This is a genomic window from Cerasicoccus sp. TK19100, assembly GCF_027257155.1.
In the GTDB taxonomy this organism is placed as follows: domain Bacteria; phylum Verrucomicrobiota; class Verrucomicrobiia; order Opitutales; family Cerasicoccaceae; genus Cerasicoccus; species Cerasicoccus fimbriatus.
In genome coordinates this window covers 506,298-522,996 of sequence record NZ_JAPWDU010000005.1, presented here as the reverse complement: position 1 = coordinate 522,996, position 16,699 = coordinate 506,298, and the positions used below count along the sequence as shown (strand labels likewise).

The following is a 16,699-nucleotide window of genomic DNA, read 5'->3' as shown; positions in this document are numbered from 1 at the left end:
TTATGAATGATGAAAGGGCAAACCTTTGCGAATGCTTTGTTTCATACTTCATAATTCATACTTCATAATTTGTCTTCTAGACCTTCAGCTTGCTGAGCTGCTTGATGGCGCGGGCGCGCAGGCGCAGACCCTGCAAGCGGATGAAGCCACTGGCGTCGTCCGGATTGTAGTCGCTGGCCACGCCTTCCATCGAAGCGATGTGCTCGTCGTAAAGGGACAGCTCGCTCTTACGGCCTACGGTAGTAATGCTGCCCTTGTAAAGCTTGAGGCGAGCCACGCCGGAGACGTGCTTCTGGCTGTCGTCAAAGAAGGCCTGCAGCGCTTCACGCTCGGGCGCATACCAGAAGCCGTTGTAAACGAGCTCGGCATACTTCGGCACGAGGCTATCGCGCAGGTGCATGAGGTCGCGGTCCATGGTGATGGTCTCCACCTGGCGGTGGCCGTGCATCAGGATCGTGCCACCCGGGGTCTCATAGACGCCACGGCTCTTCATGCCGACAAAACGGTTTTCCACAATATCCACGCGGCCGATGCCGTGCTTGCCCGCGAGCTTGTTCAGCTTCTTGAGGACGCCGGCCGGGGTTAGCTCCTCGCCGTTGACCGCGATGCAGTCGCCGCGCTCGTAGGTGAGCTCGACATACTCAGGTTCATCGGGAGCATCTTCCGGGTCGACGGTCAGTTTGTACATCGACTTGTTGTCCGGCGTGGTCGGGTCGAACCAGGTGTCTTCCAGAATGCCGGCTTCGTAGGAAATGTGCAGGAGGTTGCGGTCCATCGAATACGGCTTCGATGCGCTGGCCTCAACGTTGACATTGTTTTCGCGGCACCACTCGATCATCTCCTTGCGACCCGGGAAAGCCTTGCGGAACACGTCCATGCGCCAAGGGGAAATGATCTTCAGCTCGGGGGCGAGCGCAGCAAAGGTCAGCTCGAAGCGGACCTGGTCATTGCCCTTACCCGTCGCGCCGTGGGCAACGGCGTCGCAACCCTCTTTTTGCGCGATTTCGATCTGCGCCTTGGCGATAAGCGGGCGGGCAATCGAGGTGCCGAGGTAATACTGGCTCTCGTAAATGGCGTTGGCGCGCATCATCGGGTAGATGAAGTCGCTCGCGAACTCGTCCACCAAGTCCAGCGTGTAGTGCGCGGAAGCGCCGGTAGCCTTGGCCTTTTCCTCCAAGCCGTCGAGCTCCTCTTCCTGGCCGACGTCGGCGGCGTAGGTGACGATTTCTGCGTCGTAATGATTCTTGAGCCAGCGAACAAGCACTGACGTGTCGAGACCTCCTGAATATGCGAGAGCGATTTTCATAGCTTTGAAGCTCGCGACTTAAACGTGAGATGCCCTCCCCGCCAAGAATAAACGGCAGGCGTCCCAAAGCTTGCCCATTGAGCGGGCTTCCTCTCCACCCGTCGATCGAGGCTAGAGGCTAATCTTCAACCGGGCGAACAGCGAATCAAGATCCGAAGCGTTAAACTTCGTGCGCACACGCACCTTTTCCGTGCCGTCGCCGTTATTTATAACTTCCACGATTTCGACAAAGGGCTCGCCGCTGAGCCATGCGTCCAATCCGGAAGAGATTTCCACCGAGTAGCCAACCCCTTGACTGGATTGCGGGCGCTGGAACGTAATTTCCAAACGGCCCTCGGCGTCTTCCCTCACACTTACACCCGCGCCATCGGGATGATTCGGGTCGAGCCCCAGGGCAAACTCAACAATGTTTGGTACGCCGTCGCCATCCGGGTCGGCCAACAGCCCTGACTCAGCTGGCGCCCCCGGGAACTCCGCATTACGCCAAGCGGTGATGGCGTCTTCGCCAAAGCTAAAGTTGTCCGACCGCACTTCCCCCTCGAAGAAAACCGGCGTCGGCAAACCATAGGGTTTGGTCAGCGTGGCGAACACATGGCTCACATCGCTAACCTCATAACTGAAGCCGCCGCTGAAGCCAGTTGTCCCCAGATAATCGCCGATAACCAGATAATGGTAGGTACGGCCATCGAGCAGGGACTGCGGCTCGAAGCCCAGTGTGAAGACGTTTGCCATTTCCGGATCAACCGTCGCCAGCGCGCTAATCACCGGCTCGTCGGCACCCGCAATGCCATCCATATTGTAATCGCGCACCAGGCGCAAGTTTGTCAATTGGGTCACGAGGTCCAAACCACCCGTCACGGTAAACGCAATGCCGTAGAGCGAGGAGTCGGCGTTGACCGGGCGAAACTCCAGCGCCATCAGCAACGCGTTTTGCGCGTCGGAATTCAGGGCAATCGAAACGGGATCATTGCCCGATTCGCTGCTCACGAATAGGCCCAACTTGGGGCCATCAAGCGGCGGTGGCGGATTAAAGCGAAAGGAACCCCCAAACTCCGAGGTGTCGCCCGTGGCATCGGAGGTCACCGTGGCGTTGAGGTTGAGATAGGGTGGCGGAAACACAGCCGGGGTAATCGTGAAGCCGCCATCGACGCGGACCACGCCCTCCCCGATCAGCACTTCGCCCTCGTCCGTGTTGGCGTCGGAGAACAATTGCACAACGCTCCCGGCTGGCGCTTCAGTGGTGTTGGTAACCGTGCCATGGAAGGCGCCCGCGCTGTAAGTTATCTCATTAGGCGGGCTGATTTGATTATTGCCGCTGCCAATCAAATCGATGCCGTCTAGCGTGTTGTGCGTGATGCTGTTGTTGAGGATCGACACGCCGACGGTGTCATCCACCTGCACGCCATGAATACCATTGTGCCAAATGTAATTGCCCGTGCTTTTCGTCACCCGCGTGCCGCCCAGTAGAAAAGTCACTTCGCCGCCGACGGTGCTATTGTCCGCGCCGCCAGCAATGCGGATGCCGTTCAAGCCGTTGCCCATCGCTTTGCTGCGAGAGCGGTCCGTGCCGATGATGTTGCTGGCAATGTGAGTATCGCCCGAGCCAGAACCGATCACCAGAATGCCGTTACCAGTGTTATGGGAAATTAGATTGCCGAGCGACGGATCGCGCCCACCGATGGTGTTGCCATTAGAGTCCTTGATCAGGACGCCGTGGCCATCGTTACCTCGGTTTTGCGTCGGGTCGTCGTTCGTGCCGATTAAGTTATTCGCAATGGCGTTATCTCCGCCATCAACCACGATAATGCCGCCCTCTTCTTCACCGCCCTGGCCATTACCGTATAAGAAATTGCTCTGGCTCGCATCACGCCCACCGATCTCCGAGGAGATCTCATTGCGCATGATGATGCCAGCCACGAGGTTATCGTCGATCTGGTTGCCGTGGATGTAATTCTGCTCGCCGTTGACCAGATAAATACCGACCTGATTCTCGCTGATGCGGTTCGAGGTCAACGCGGCCTCGCCAAAGAAAAAGCCTTCGGAATTTTCGATCAGCACGCCGATGCCCTGCGGGGTCTGCGTGAGTGGTGCGGGAGCCGGGGCGCCGGAGATTTCGCTGCCGCTAGCAATGATGTCATTATTGAAGAAATAAGTCCGCCGCTCGTCGGGATTGCCGTCAGCGAATACGACGCCCTTAACCGCAATGCCGGCCTCCGTGTTGTGCATGATCTTGTTGCCCGAGCCGAAATTCTCGTTGCCGAAACGATTGCCCGCGGTCGCCCCCGTGATGAGCACGCCGTATTTATTCGGCTGCGGCGATTGCGGGGCCGTGAAGCCAAGGAACTCAGTCTGCCCGGCGCCAATGTGATTATTGACGAATTCGTTGGGCGGGTCGGCGTGGTCAAACGAAGAGCCCGAGGTGACTTGCCGCCCTTCGATGTAGATGCCCGCCTCGGTGCAATTGCCGATGTAATTCGTCATCTGGTAATGCTCCGGAATGAAGTCGAATTCGTTCTCCGGAAACGGCAGCGCATTGCGCTCGGTGTAGGTGTGCTCCCCGTTGAAGCCAATCAGATTCCCCGTCGGATTGTTGCGCAAATGGATGCCGTATTTCAGCGCACTGAAGCTGTAAAACGGATCAAGCCCGCCGCCATGCACGGTGCCGATATGGCAGCCGACGACCACGTTACTGTGCGCGTCGTCGATGAGGATCCCGGCACCGTTGGGCGCGCTGCCGAGGTGAAGATCGCGCAGCGGCAGGTGGTTGCCGATGATGTTATCCGAAGCGTCATTCATGATCGCGATAGCGTGGCCGCCGTTGATCAAATTCAAAATATTGCCGTTCGAGTCGGTGATAAATTCGTCACCCGTGCTCAGGTGGTTGACCACGTTTCGGCTGGTGCCCTCCCCGCTAATCATCACGCCGCTGCCTTCGTTATTGATGATCAAGCTGCGCTCACCAAAGCCCCACCTGATGGAAGTTTCCTCGCCGATTAAGTTGTTGTTCGCGCCCTCCAGCAGGTGAATGCCGTGCCCGGTATTTTTCAGGCTTTCAACCGCGCCAAACGGGCTCACCGTGTAAACGCCGTCCACGCGGTTGTCTTTACAATTGGCACCTTCGAGGCGGAAGCCGTCACCGTCGTTGCCCGCCGCGGTAATGAACTTCACCAAGTTATTTTCGACATTGAGCAAATGCACGCCGTGGCCGCCGCAATTGGTAATTAAGCCAAAGACCGGCAGCACGTCATCGTTTTCGCCGATCACATTAAATTCCGTCCCCTCGCCTTGCAGCAGGACGCCCCCCATCGCCATGTTGTCGATCTCGCCGGGCAACAGCTGGTTCAACGAGCCTCCTTCAATTAAGATGCCGTAGCCACCGCCGTTCTTAAAACCAACGCCTTCGATCCGGTTCTTGGACGGGAAGAAATCTTCGCCGCTGGAGGAAATGGCCTTCAGGTAAAGGCCGTTGCCAGTGAAGTTCTGAAGCGTGAAATCCTTGAGGAACACATTCGAAACACCGTTTAGCAGCAAGGCGTCGCGCGAGGCCCCCTGCAGGTCGAGCGTCAGCCCGCGCAAGTCCCAGCTGTCGCCGCCAGTCGGGGTCGGCAGATCGTCACCAATGTTGACCACCACGCTGCTCGCCTCGGAAAAAGAAATCGTCGGGTGCATGCCGATATGGTTGCGGAAGGCCGGCCCGACGCCGCCCTCACTGACGAAGTCAGACTCGTATTTGCCGCCCTCCACGCCGTCAGGACGCTGCTGCACGCCGCGGCCCTCGTAAATAATGCGGAAGGCTTCGAGGACCGTGATGTCGCCATCGCCAATGTTATCCGTGGCGTCCAGTTTGGTAATGGCTACCGAGGCCCCCTCCTGCGCGCCCTGTTGATTGGGCAATACGTTGGACACCGCGAAATTCAGCGCGTTCGAAGTCTGGTCCCCCACCCGAATCGCGATGGTATGCGGGCCGTTATCGAGGCCCTCTGGTACGCGCATTAATATGCGTTCGTCGGACGTAATTTGGATCAGTCCGGACAGCTCGGTGGCGGGAGAGCCGTCGAGGATCACCACGAACGGCTGGCCCTTTTCCCCGCGCAAGCTCTCGCCCGTCAACGTGACCAGCTGATTCGCCTGTACTGTGGTCGGCTCCATGCTTTCGAGCACCGGCGGCCCGAGGATGTCGATGTAGCGAAACAGGGCGGGATTGCCCGTCGTCGAGGTCCGGCGACCGTCACCCCGCTCAATGGTCAGCGCCACGCGATCACTCGCGGCCAGCGTCGCCAGCGTGGCGTCATCGATATCGGCGGGCAGGTCGGCGTTGATAAAGTTTTCGCGAATCGCGGTAACCTCCAACGGCACGTCGACTTCCAGCTCGATCTCGGTTTCGGCGGTGACGGTGGTATTCTTGACGATGCTCAGGAAGACCTTCGTTTCCTCGCCTTCGCTGGTGAAGTTGAACCCGCCAATCGCGAGCGGATCGCCCTCGCGCGCCTCCTGTGGAAAGAAGTTGCGAATACGCGGCGCAAAGGGGCTGCCCACGACCAGTATCCCGCGCTCGACCGCCAGCGTCTGCAGCCCGATGACGCCGTTTAAGCGTTCAAGCGCCTGGAGGCCGGAAGAAAGTTTACCAAGGACATCGAGCCCGCTGGCGGCAGACTTCGCAGCAATTGTTAAGGACTCTTTAATACCGGTTTCCAACACGGCCGAGATAAGCCCCTCGACGCTTCCTTCAATCGCCTTGCGAATGAGGCCGAGCAAGGCCGCGCGGTTAAATGTTCCCGAAAAGGCTAACGCAGAGAGTTCTTTGGACACATCGGCAAAGAGAGAACTCATCACCTTTTCAACCGCTTTACTGCTGGTGAATTCATCAAAGGGAATAATGATGCTAATCCCATCAATGACGATATTAGTAAAATTGACAAACGAGGCCTGGAGCCACGGCGCATTGCCTTGGATGTTATCGATCAGGGCTCCCTGACGTTCATCGGGCAGGCCATAATACAAGTTTCCGGTATAGGCATGAATGGCGTAAACCGCGCTCTTATCGGCCGGAATCATGAAGACTTCAGTGGATGGACCGGCTGAAAAAATGCCGGTCAGCAAATCAACGCCCTTCATTGTGTAAGTGGCGATCATCTCCAGCGCATCCAGCTTAGCCGTCGCCAAATCCGCGGTCTTGTAGCCGGAGTATTCCGCCGTGTCGTTGACATAAAAGTAGCTGTCCGAGCTCGGCGTCATCGCCGCGATTTCGGAGCGCCCGCCGGGAATCGAAGCGGGGTTAATCTCACGAATTTCCAGAACATAGTCGGCCTGTAGCACCAGAAATGCTTTTATGGTTTTGTCGAAAGACACCTTGTAATCAGTGATTACAAGTTCGTCTTCGGGCGCGGTCGGATCTTCATAAATCGGCGTGATGTCGATGCGCAGATTATCCGGATCCGTCAGCCCGGTCGCTTCCAGTTCTCGAAAGTAAAATGGCGAGTCCTTGCTGTCTTGAAACCTCGCCTTCGCAGTCTTGCTCACCGCGCTATTAAGCTCCGCCGCCTGCAGCGCCTCAATGGCATCGGCGACCGCCGGAAGCGCGGCATCCAGTGCATTGCCGAGCAGTTCATCATAGCGCGGATCGTCGAGATACTGCACGCCAGCCAAGGTGCGGTTCTGAATGTAGTCGGCAAGGGCTGCGGTTTCACTCAGGCCTGCAATTGCGCTGAGCGCCGTTTCGAGGTAGGGTTCCGGCATGCTCGTCAGCATCGGATTGATGAAGATCATGGCGACAGCGGTCGACTCCGCATCAAGCCTGACACTGGTATCGCCTCCCAGCGCAACTGCCGCCAGCGCGGGGTCCTCCACCGTCAAGGTCGCCCAAACGAAGGTCATCCCGTCCTGTCGAATCGGCGTCGCAAAGGTGCCATCCGCCGCGATAGGCCGCATCTCGCTGCCCAGCGAATAGACTTTGTAGCCCGCCGGATTAAACCCGGACGGAAAATCCACCACGCCCGCCACGGTCCGATCAATACGAAAAGCGATGGGGAAAAACGCGACTCGCTCGCCGTCTCCCAATATTTCAATGGTGCCCGAGCTTGCCCCTGGCTGCACGGTGAAAGTCAAGTTGTCGCCCGCGATGCCAACGGCCCCCTGGTCCACCCCATTGAGCGTGATCGTGTAAATAACGCCGCTATCCAGGCCCTCGGTGACAATGGTCACCTCGGTCCCGATTGGACCATATGCCGGCGAGACAGAGTCGAGGCTAAGCGCATTTGCCCGCGAACTTGAGCCCAAAATACAAACAGCAAGCAGCAGGTAGAACGAGGCGAAGTGCAGATACTTCATGGCGAGATTTCCTCCGTTGAGCAGTAGTAGTAAAGAGAGTTACCCACACATAATGCCAGACTAGCTCTAGCGCGGCAAGCCAGTATATCGTAGCATTCCGGAGTCATTACCCCTACGAGCCGCTCTACCGCTCGATTATTCCCCGGCTGGGTGCGAAACTACCCCTTGTCAGCAGCTTTGGGCAGCGTCTTGGCTTTTCCCTTTTTCCCCTTGGCCTTATCCAGCTCCAGATATTCAGCCTGCACGACATCCTGGCCAAACTTGCGCTCCAGACGGCGCATGATGAAGTGCCCCAGCGCCATATCCTGATAAAATCCAGTGAAATACGTGTTCACAATCGCGCCGCCTACCGCGCCAATGGCAGGCACCATCACGGCGGCCGCCTTTTCCGTAACCGTTATGCTGAAGCGCTCCGCGACCTTGGCCACAAAACGGGTCAGCGGTGGCGACGCCGCGTCGAGCACGCCTTTTTGCGCTGCATACTGCGCGGCTTCAGTCACCCGCTGGGCGAGCAACGCGCGGATCGCAATATAACTCGCGTCGGAGCCTTCCTGTTTGGTTTTATTGCCCAGCGCAAAGACCTCAATGCACGCCAGTCGCGCCTCGGGTTGTTTTAAATCCTCGCCCTGACTGCGAGCCACGTCCGCAATCGAGCGCAACATAATCGTCGTGGAAATCGGCAGTTCGACCGGCAGTGATGCCCAACCGAACGCGCCCCCCACCCCGCCAGTCGTCGCGGTCGCGAGCTTGTGGATGGTATTCCTGGCGGCGGCGATGCGGTCTTTCTCCAGAGTTTTGAGTGCCACTTCGAGCGCTGCGCGCAGGGCCTTATCCGTCGCGCCAATGATGACGCCGTGAGCCTTGTCGGGCAACAGCTCAAGGCCTTTCTCGATCGGCGCGCCGAGCATGTTCACCACCTGATTCGCAAAACTGCTGCGCTCCAGAATGCGATGCGCCATCTGCAAATCAGCGTGATCCTGCTCGCTCCACACGGGAGCGTCCATCGGTAGTGGCGGCGGCTTGCTCATGAAGGCAAAGACAATAACACGCTCGTTAATGTTCCGGCAACGTGATTTGCGCGGATAATTTTAATCCGCCTTCTCGCCGCTGGCCATAACTGTCTCAAAGCCCGGATCGCCCTCCTCACGGGAGACGACGTTGACCTTCACCCCGCCAAATCCGGCATCCTTTAGCCAGTGGTAAAGCGTATTCTCCGGGAAGCCCAGCCAGCGGTCCGCATAGAGCTCACGGGCTTTTTCAAACTGGTGCTCCTTCAGGTCGAGGATCACGAGCTTTCCGCCGGGCTTCAAGATACGGTGGGCTTCGGCAATCGCCTTCGCCGGCTTCTCCGCGTGGTGCAGCGCCTGGCTCAACAGCGCCAGCTCGATGCTCTCGTTTTCCAGCGGAACGTTCTCGATGTCGCCCAGCTTGTAGTAAAGATTGTCGATGTTGTTCTTCGCGGCCAACTCCGTCCCGACCTCCACCATGCGCGGCGAATTATCGATGCAGTAGACCGTCTTGGCCCGCTGGGCAAGTAGCTGAGACAACACCCCTTCGCCCGCCCCGAGGTCCGCGATGTTGATGTGCGGCGTCAGGTGCAGCAGGAAGTGGCCAATCGCTTCCCACGAACGCCCCGGACAATAGTTACGCCCGAGACGACCGGCGACTTGGTTAAAGTATTCCTCCGAAGCGCGGCGGCGCCGATCCAGCACACGCTCGAGGTTTTTCTCGTCTTCGGCAAATTCCGGTTCCTCTTGCGCCGCCTCATAACAGGCGTCCACCAGGCGCATCGTCGTTTCGCCGATTGCTTCGCTGAGTGAGTAAAACGTCTTCTTGCCCTCTTTGCGGTCGGTCAGCAGCCCGCCCTGCCGCAGCAGAGCCAGGTGCGACGAAATCCGCGACTGCCCCATGTCGAGCAACTCCTGCAGCTCGGCCACCGACAGCTCCTCCTGGCGCAGCAGTTGTATCAACCGCAGGCGCGTCGGATCGGCAAGTAGCTTAAGGGTGTCCCAAGAAGGCATAGTCAATTATCAAGATTCAGTTTCCAGTTATCAATTTTCAATGGATTAGCAACTGATAATGGAAAACTGAAAATCGATAATTGATAACTACCAACGGCTTACAGCTTGCGGCCGGACTCGACCCAGCGTTCGAGGCCTTCGATGGTCCACTGGACGGAGTTGCCGTCGATCTCGGTGGTGACCGTCGTGCCCACGCCCTTGCCCAGCAGGGCTTGGCCCAGCGGAGTCTTGTAGGAGAGGATATTCTGCTCCGGCATGGAGTCGAACGCGCCGAGGATGGCGTATTCTTCCGAGGCCCCTTCGCTGTTGCTCAGCTTGACAATCGAGCCAACGCCCACGGTGTCCGTGCCAGCGTCGGTGAAGTCCGTGACACGTGCGCGGCCGAGGTCGCGCTCGAGGTTGGCCTTGCGGGCCATGAGCGTGTCCTGGTCCTGGCGGGCCATCTTGTATTCGGAGTTTTCCTTCAAGTCGCCGTGTTCGCGGGCAACCGCGATGGCTTCCTTGTTCTCCGGAATCTTCTTCTCGATGAGGTCGCGCAGTTCGGCGTTGAGCGCATCGTAGCTCTTTTGCGAAACGATGAGGTCTTCCACCTTCTCGGGCTGCGAGCCGGAAATAAGCGTCTGAATGCTCGGGAAGGACTTGATGAAGCGCGCCAGCAGCGACTTCTTGGTCAAGTCTTCGAAGCCCTGGTTGAGCAGGAGGCCTTGCGCCAAGTCGCGTGCTTCTTCTTCGCTGGCGTCGGCAAGCATATCGGTGATCAGCTCCTTGTCGTCGGACAGAATGTCACCCAGCGGGATGCGGCGGGTGCCGGTGTTTTGCAGCGCTTCGAGGTCGATCGCGTAAAGGACGTTGTTCAAGAAACGCGGGCCGATGAGGCCGTCCACGAGCTTGCGGAACTTGCGGCTGTTGCGGTTCTTAATGATCCACAACAGGACGGGGCCGCGCAGATTCTGCTCGCGGAGCCAGCGCTTGAAGTGGTCGGCGACGAGCTGCTCGCATTCGCGGTCCACAAGGAACGAAATGCTTTCGCTGGTCATCTTACCCTCGGAGTTACGCAGGATGTCGATGGCGACGGTCTGCCAGTTGTCCGGGTAAGTGCGGGAAATCAGGTCGAGGAAGCGCTTCTGGTAGCCGGTGGGGATTTCCGAAGCGAGCTCGTTAAGGTCGTCGGTTTCCATGATGAGCGACTTCGAGGTCGGCTCGATGGTTTCCGGGTCGGCGGCGAGGTGGCGGGCCAGGTCATTGCGGACCCAGACGCCGTGCAGACGCTCAGCTTGGCTGAGGCCGTGGGCCTTTTTAACGGCTTCCGTGAGGTGCTCGAAAATGTTCGGCAGATCGGACTCGACCTCGTTGACGTTCTCCGAGATCTGGTAAAGTTTTTCGGCGAGGAGGATCTTCTTCTTAGGCTGCTTGAGCACGTAGAAGTCTTCCAGAATTTCCTGCTCGGGCTTGAGCGGCTCGTCGCGCAAAATATACGGGTCGATCTTGCGGGACGGCGTTTGCACGCGCGGGTCCTTAACGAGGACTTTCTTGGTCTGCGTCCACCACTTCTTGAACTTGGTGGGGCCCAGCAGACGGGACAGCAGCAGCTCGAGCTCGGTCGGGCTGGCTTCCTGGTCAGGCAGGCGGGAAAGGATTTCAACAATCAGATCGCCCGGACGCTTCTTAATCATCTCCTCAATGACGTCGGGCTCGGTGCGGCGGCGCACGAGGATGTTCTCCGGCTCAAGGATTTCCAGCTTATCGACACAGAATGCCGGGGCCATCAGGTGGCCTTCCTTACCGTCTTCGAAGTCGATAATCAGCTTAGCTTCGGCTTCATCATAGCCTTTGATAATGCCAAAGCCGAAGGAGCGATGCATGCAGTACGCGCCGGCTTGCATTGCTTCCAGCTTGTCACGTGAGCCAGCCAACTTGGGCTGCTTTTGAATGAGCAAATCGATTGCTTCTTGGTTCATGGGTTTATTAAGTGATCTGAAATGAGGCCCACTTCCAACTCTTCAAACCTCCCAGATAACTCCGGTCAGTCGAAAAAGAAACACGGCGCGTCCGCGGATGGCTGGGCCTTGGCGGTCGCGCTGTGCGAGAAGTTTGCCTCGCGCCCCAACCAGAAGGCTGATGCGCTGTTGAATGGTTTGTCCGCTTCTATTCCGTCTGAGGAAAGGCGCCGTTGTCAACGCTTGTTTTACGGCGCGATGCGACATAATCGCTTGATTAGCTACCTCTTGGACACCTTGATCGAGCGCCCGCCCCGCCCCCAACTGCGTGCCATGCTAGCCATTGCCCTCGCCGAGTGGCTGGAAAATATCGCCGCCGGGGCCCACATCCCCAAGGCCAAGAAGTCGAAAAAAGACGACGACGGCCAACCCTCGGCCATCTTTTTCCCCGGCCTCGAAGCCGACGAATCCCTCCCCAAGATTGCCGACTTCACCGTGGAGCGCGTCAAAAAAGCCCTTACCCCCGGCGAGGCAAAGTTCACCAACGCCATCCTCCGCCGCTGCCGTGGGCTAATGGAGGAAGTTGCCGAAAGCGGCTCACTCGGCCTGCGCACCAGCCACCCGGACTGGCTCGTACGCCGCTGGATCGCCGAACGTGGCTCCGATTGGACTGAGAAGGCCCTGCTTTATAATCAGGGTGCGGCCGAGCCGCTGCTACGCTGGCGCGCGGCCGGGACGCCTCCGCCCGCTGGCTGGCTACCGTTGCAGATCGACTCCCTCACTGAGGCCATCGAGTCGGACAATCCGCTAAAGTCCACCACCGCCCTACCCTGGTTTTACCAATTGGGCCCCGACGCCAAATGGACCGATGCGCTGGAACATCTCAATTCCGGCCAGGCCTACGCGCAGGACCCCGCCACCTGGCTCGCGCCCGCGCTGGCCGATGTCCAACCCGGCGAAGCCGTCTTCGACCTGTGCGCCGCACCCGGCGGCAAGGCCAGCTACCTGATCGAGGCCCTCGGCGACGTCCCTACCGGCACCCTCGTGATGCTCGACGCACCCGGCCCCCGCATCGACCAGCTTGACGAAAACCTGCGCAAATGGGCCAACGACGACGACGGCCCCGAACTGCACCTGGTCGCGCTGGACTTGCTCGAAGCGCAGCCCGACGAATTTGGTGCCTACCACGCTGTGCTTCTCGACGCCCCGTGCTCGAACACCGGCGTCATCCGCCGACGCCCCGACGTTAAATCCCGCCTGCTGCCCAAGGACCTCACCAACTGCGCCGAGCTCCAACTAAAGCTCCTCACCAAGGCCGCCGAATTCGTCGCCGACGGTGGCCGCCTGATCTACAGCACCTGCTCCCTCGAACCCGAGGAAAACAGCGGCGTCGTGGAGGCCTTCCTCGAAGCCAATCCGGAGTGGACCGTCACGGCCACCGCCGAATCCACCCCACCCGCCACCGGCTTCGACGGTGCCACGGTGTTCAGGCTGGAGCGGGAGTGATTGGCTAACTAGTGACCTTTAGGTAAGTTTCGCGATCGACTATCTCCAAGTTCGATTCGTCATCACTTCCACCTAGATATAACGGAATCTTGTAGCCTAAACATTCCGATAATTCCAAATCTCGCTCAGCAATATTCCGCCATGCTTTGAAATATGAAAGCGCCAGAGTATTCTCTGGATCATCTACCAATTCCTGATTGTGAAAATTCACAACAGATAGGGGAACCTCGTACACGACTCTTTCATCTGATTCCACCATAAGAACCAAAGGCAAACCATCTTCCATGCGATCAGCATCTATCGCAAAATAGCGCCCCAGCCAATCACAACCAAAAGCTGTAGCGCGGTCACGAGACTTTGGGATGATTTCCCAAAGAATCGAAGTTTCCTTCAGAACGCCTTCTTCGTCGAAAACTTGATAGAGCCCATAGTTATAAGATTTACCGCCTAAGAGAGCGATGCATTCCATAAAATGCTGATCCACCGCCGGTAATTTGGTGATATCCTGCTTAATAAAGGCTTTGCTTTTAAAGACTGAGTAATGTTGGTTAAATGATTCGAACATATATGACTCTGCTAAAATAAATAGCATTATTTCCACTCACAGAGAAGCAGATAAGCAATATTATAAATGTGATAGTCTGGCTATTCAGTTTCGACCTCCCTGCTCTCCGCGTCCTCCGCGGTTAAAGAAAAACGCTGCCTCTCAGCCTTCGTGCTCTTCGTGTCCTTCGTGTCCTTCGTGGTTAAATAAATTGCGCATCATGGTTTACTACACTTACAGTATGCCAACTAACCATGCCCCATCCTCAGCCAGTCCTTTTCCTCAACGGCACTTCCAGCGCCGGAAAGACGACGATGGCCAAGGAGTTTCAGCGGCAATGGGGCGAGCCCACGCTTTATGCTTCGATTGATAGCTTCATTTTCATGTTTCCGCAACATGTGTTGGACGACGACGAAGTCCGCAAGCAAGTGCTCTGGCCGCTGATCGGTGCGTTCAACAAATCATTGCCCAATATTGTCGAATGTGGCTTCCCGGTCATCATCGATTATGTGATGGAAAGCCACGTGTGGCTGGAGCAATGCCTCGATTCACTCGCGGGCTTCGACGTGTATTTCGTCGGAGTGGAATGCCCGCTCGAAGAACTGGAACGAAGGGAAAAACAGCGCGGCGACCGGCAAGTCGGCTTTGCCCGCTGGCAATACGACCGCGTGCATCAATATGGTGACTACGATCTTGTCATCGACACCGGCACCCTCACCCCCGATGCCTGCGCATCCAAGCTCTGTAATCTCCTAAAGTCTGGCATTAAGCCTAAAGCATTTGAGCGCCTGAGGCAGGAGCAGACGAAGGCTAAGCCAGACAATACTACCTCGCATCGCAAATAACCTGCATGCTAGTGGCCGAAATAAACCCCATAAGGCTTTTCAAAAACAACGGCACTTGTGTTGCTCCAACAACAGTGGCTATGTCGGCGCAACAACACTACTGTTGTTGGACAAACAACACTAGCGGCTTTTCCAAAACAAAGCATAGGGCTTTTTAAAAAAGCAGCAGTAGGCTTTTTCAAAACAACAGTATAGGCTTTCTTATTTTGGCTCAGTTGCTTCGGTTGGCCGAATATGAGTTTTCGCAACCGTTTCATCGGGCTGTAGGGCTCGTGCTCGCGCGATGCCGCAATAGGTGGCGCGAGCGAATGCGGCGTCGCGCAAGCGCGAGCCCTACATGACTCAGCTGCCTCGGTAAGCGTGCTGACAACTTTGATGACCGAAAGTTATCAAGTCTACTTCAGCGCGACATGCGACGCGATGCGCCCATTTAAAATCAAGCGATGCGGCTACTTGGGTAGCGGCACCATGCGCTGGGCGTCGACGTCCCAGACGGCCAGTTTCAGGCAACGCAAGATTTCGACTGGGTGCAGGCTGGAGCTCTTGGGCTGCTGCAGCTCGGGCATAGCGTTCATCGCCTCAGGCAGCCGGTAGAACGGAATCTTGGCGTTGAGGTGATGAATGTGATGGTAGCCGATATTGCCCGTGAACCAATGCATGATCCGGGGCAAACGGAGAAAGCTGGATGAATCCAGCGCTGCGCCCTCATAGGTCCAGCCCTTGCGATCACGGAAGAGAACATCGGGGAAATTGTGCTGCACGTAAAACAGGTAAGTGCCCAGGGCCATCGCGATCGAATACGGGATCAGCATCGTGAGTAACACTGCGCTAAATCCGCCGAAAAGAAACAGTGTTCCCATCAGGGCAATGTGGAGGAGTATCGCCAAAAGTCCGTCCAAATGCTTCTTCGGGTCTTCTAAAAAAGGTAGCACCGACATCCCCATGAGAAACACGGTAAGATAACCGCATAGCATCGTAATCGGGTGGCGCATGAAGCGGTATTCGAAGCGCGTCTTGAAGTTAGCGCGATCGTAGTGGTCACGCGTCATGATGGGGAACGAGCCGATGCGGGCGCTCTTGAGCTTCGAATTGTTGTTGTGATGGTAGTTGTGTGAGCTCTTCCAGATGCTGCTGGGCGTCAGTGCAAGAATACCCACCAGGCGCATTAAAAAATCCGCCACACGTGAGCGGTCTAAAATAGCGTGGTGCTGGTGATCATGAAAAATAACAAACATGCGCACCATCAGCAAACCGCACAAGACACTGCAAATCAGCCGCGCCGGCCAAGCCCAGGGCGCTATCGTTCCGTAGACGCACACCCCAAAATAGGCAAGCGTCGACAGAAACACCCACCAGCTCTTAGCGCGGTTTTCATGGGCAAACTCCTTACTGGCCAGAATCAGCGCTTTGCCTTTAAGTGGGACCGGCTTGCCATCGCACCCGGAATCCACCGGATGCGACACACAAGCTTGTGGCTGGTCGGGTTTAGTAGCGATCACGACCGCGTGATCCCCCACCACCGCCACCACTGCGACGGAATTTATCACCACCGCCTTGGCGAGGGCCTTGTTCACGCTCGCGCGCCTGATTCACATTGATCTGGCGACCGCCGAGCTCCTGGCCGTCCATGGCTTTAATTGCCGCTTGGGCTTCCTTAAAATCATCCATGGTCACAAACGCAATGCCACGTGAGCGGCCGGTTTCACGGTCCAGCAAGAGCTTGACGCGGTTGACAGTTCCATGAGCGGCGAAGGCTTCTTCAATACCACTCTCTTCAATATCGTAGGGCAGATTCCCGACAAATATATCCATTACTTTACTTTCTGCGGCATTGGGTGTGTGTTCGGCAATGCCGGGCACAATGACGCAAAGCCCAGAATTGCAGGCCTACAGATATCATTACCCTTGGGCGAAAAAAATACGCTCAACAAAGAGTTCCACCAGCGGTAAAACTCGAGCGCGTAAATTGAGTTCAGAAAATATATGAGAAGTGCGATTATCGACGAGGGAAGATGAACCCTGGCAATACTCTCATCGATTCTAGGCCAGACAGGGCTTGGTTACCGCACAAATATTTCTGACCGGCATCCTGCAGTGAAAAACTGCTAATGAGGCCGCAATCTGGCAGAATACGCACGACAAGCAAGCACAATAAATACCTGTCTGAAATCTATTTCCGGATGCTCGCCAAGCATCTATCGAGTGCGGTCTCA

11 protein-coding genes are annotated in these 16,699 nt (G+C 57.0%); 2 read left to right on the top strand and 9 right to left on the bottom strand.

Annotated elements, in window-relative coordinates; translation table 11 throughout:
• Positions 1–76: 76 nt before the first annotated feature.
• The 5 genes from O3S85_RS14660 to O3S85_RS14640 form a co-directional block, all read right to left on the bottom strand.
• A complete protein-coding gene (locus O3S85_RS14660; RefSeq protein ID WP_269541339.1) occupies positions 77–1,306 on the bottom strand; it encodes an argininosuccinate synthase in 1,230 nt (409 codons plus the stop codon).
• 111 nt (positions 1,307–1,417) lie between these two features.
• Positions 1,418–7,633 carry a right-handed parallel beta-helix repeat-containing protein gene (locus tag O3S85_RS14655; protein WP_269541338.1) on the bottom strand — a complete coding sequence of 2,072 codons (6,216 nt, stop codon included), beginning with the start codon at positions 7,631–7,633 and terminating at the stop codon, positions 1,418–1,420.
• A 158-nt stretch (positions 7,634–7,791) separates the two neighbouring features.
• The gene (locus O3S85_RS14650) at positions 7,792–8,661 is read right to left on the bottom strand and encodes an EcsC family protein (protein WP_269541336.1); all 870 of its coding nucleotides are present in this window, start codon (positions 8,659–8,661) and stop codon (positions 7,792–7,794) included.
• A gap of 60 nt (positions 8,662–8,721) precedes the next feature.
• A complete protein-coding gene (locus tag O3S85_RS14645) occupies positions 8,722–9,654 on the bottom strand; it encodes an ArsR/SmtB family transcription factor (RefSeq protein WP_269541335.1) in 933 nt (310 codons plus the stop codon).
• A 98-nt stretch (positions 9,655–9,752) separates the two neighbouring features.
• Positions 9,753–11,612, bottom strand: coding sequence for a GreA/GreB family elongation factor (locus O3S85_RS14640; protein WP_269541333.1), 1,860 nt, complete (start codon positions 11,610–11,612; stop codon positions 9,753–9,755).
• A 21-nt stretch (positions 11,613–11,633) separates the two neighbouring features.
• Between O3S85_RS14640 and O3S85_RS14635 the strand changes: the two genes are divergently transcribed.
• Positions 11,634–13,097, top strand: coding sequence for an RsmB/NOP family class I SAM-dependent RNA methyltransferase (locus tag O3S85_RS14635; protein ID WP_269541331.1), 1,464 nt, complete (start codon positions 11,634–11,636; stop codon positions 13,095–13,097).
• A 4-nt stretch (positions 13,098–13,101) separates the two neighbouring features.
• Here the strand turns inward: O3S85_RS14635 and O3S85_RS14630 are convergent, their stop codons facing one another.
• Positions 13,102–13,689, bottom strand: a complete 588-nt coding sequence (locus tag O3S85_RS14630; RefSeq protein ID WP_269541330.1) for a hypothetical protein — start codon at positions 13,687–13,689, stop codon at positions 13,102–13,104.
• 206 nt (positions 13,690–13,895) lie between these two features.
• Here O3S85_RS14630 and O3S85_RS14625 point away from each other — a divergent pair, with 206 nt between their 5' ends.
• Positions 13,896–14,486 carry a chloramphenicol phosphotransferase CPT family protein gene (locus O3S85_RS14625; RefSeq protein ID WP_269541328.1) on the top strand — a complete coding sequence of 197 codons (591 nt, stop codon included), beginning with the start codon at positions 13,896–13,898 and terminating at the stop codon, positions 14,484–14,486.
• A gap of 8 nt (positions 14,487–14,494) precedes the next feature.
• On the opposite strand, the gene O3S85_RS14620 is transcribed toward O3S85_RS14625, so the two are convergent.
• The 3 genes from O3S85_RS14620 to O3S85_RS14610 all read right to left on the bottom strand — a co-directional run bounded on the left by O3S85_RS14620 (position 14,495) and on the right by O3S85_RS14610 (position 16,298).
• Entirely contained in the window at positions 14,495–14,743 is a 249-nt protein-coding gene (locus O3S85_RS14620) for a hypothetical protein (RefSeq protein ID WP_269541327.1), read from the bottom strand.
• A gap of 192 nt (positions 14,744–14,935) precedes the next feature.
• Complete coding sequence (locus tag O3S85_RS14615; protein WP_269541326.1) at positions 14,936–16,060, bottom strand: fatty acid desaturase; 1,125 nt, start codon at positions 16,058–16,060, stop codon at positions 14,936–14,938.
• Entirely contained in the window at positions 15,972–16,298 is a 327-nt protein-coding gene (locus O3S85_RS14610) for an RNA recognition motif domain-containing protein (protein ID WP_269541324.1), read from the bottom strand. The genes O3S85_RS14615 and O3S85_RS14610 overlap by 89 nt, the downstream gene beginning before the upstream one ends.
• Between the last annotated feature and the right edge of the window lie 401 nt (positions 16,299–16,699).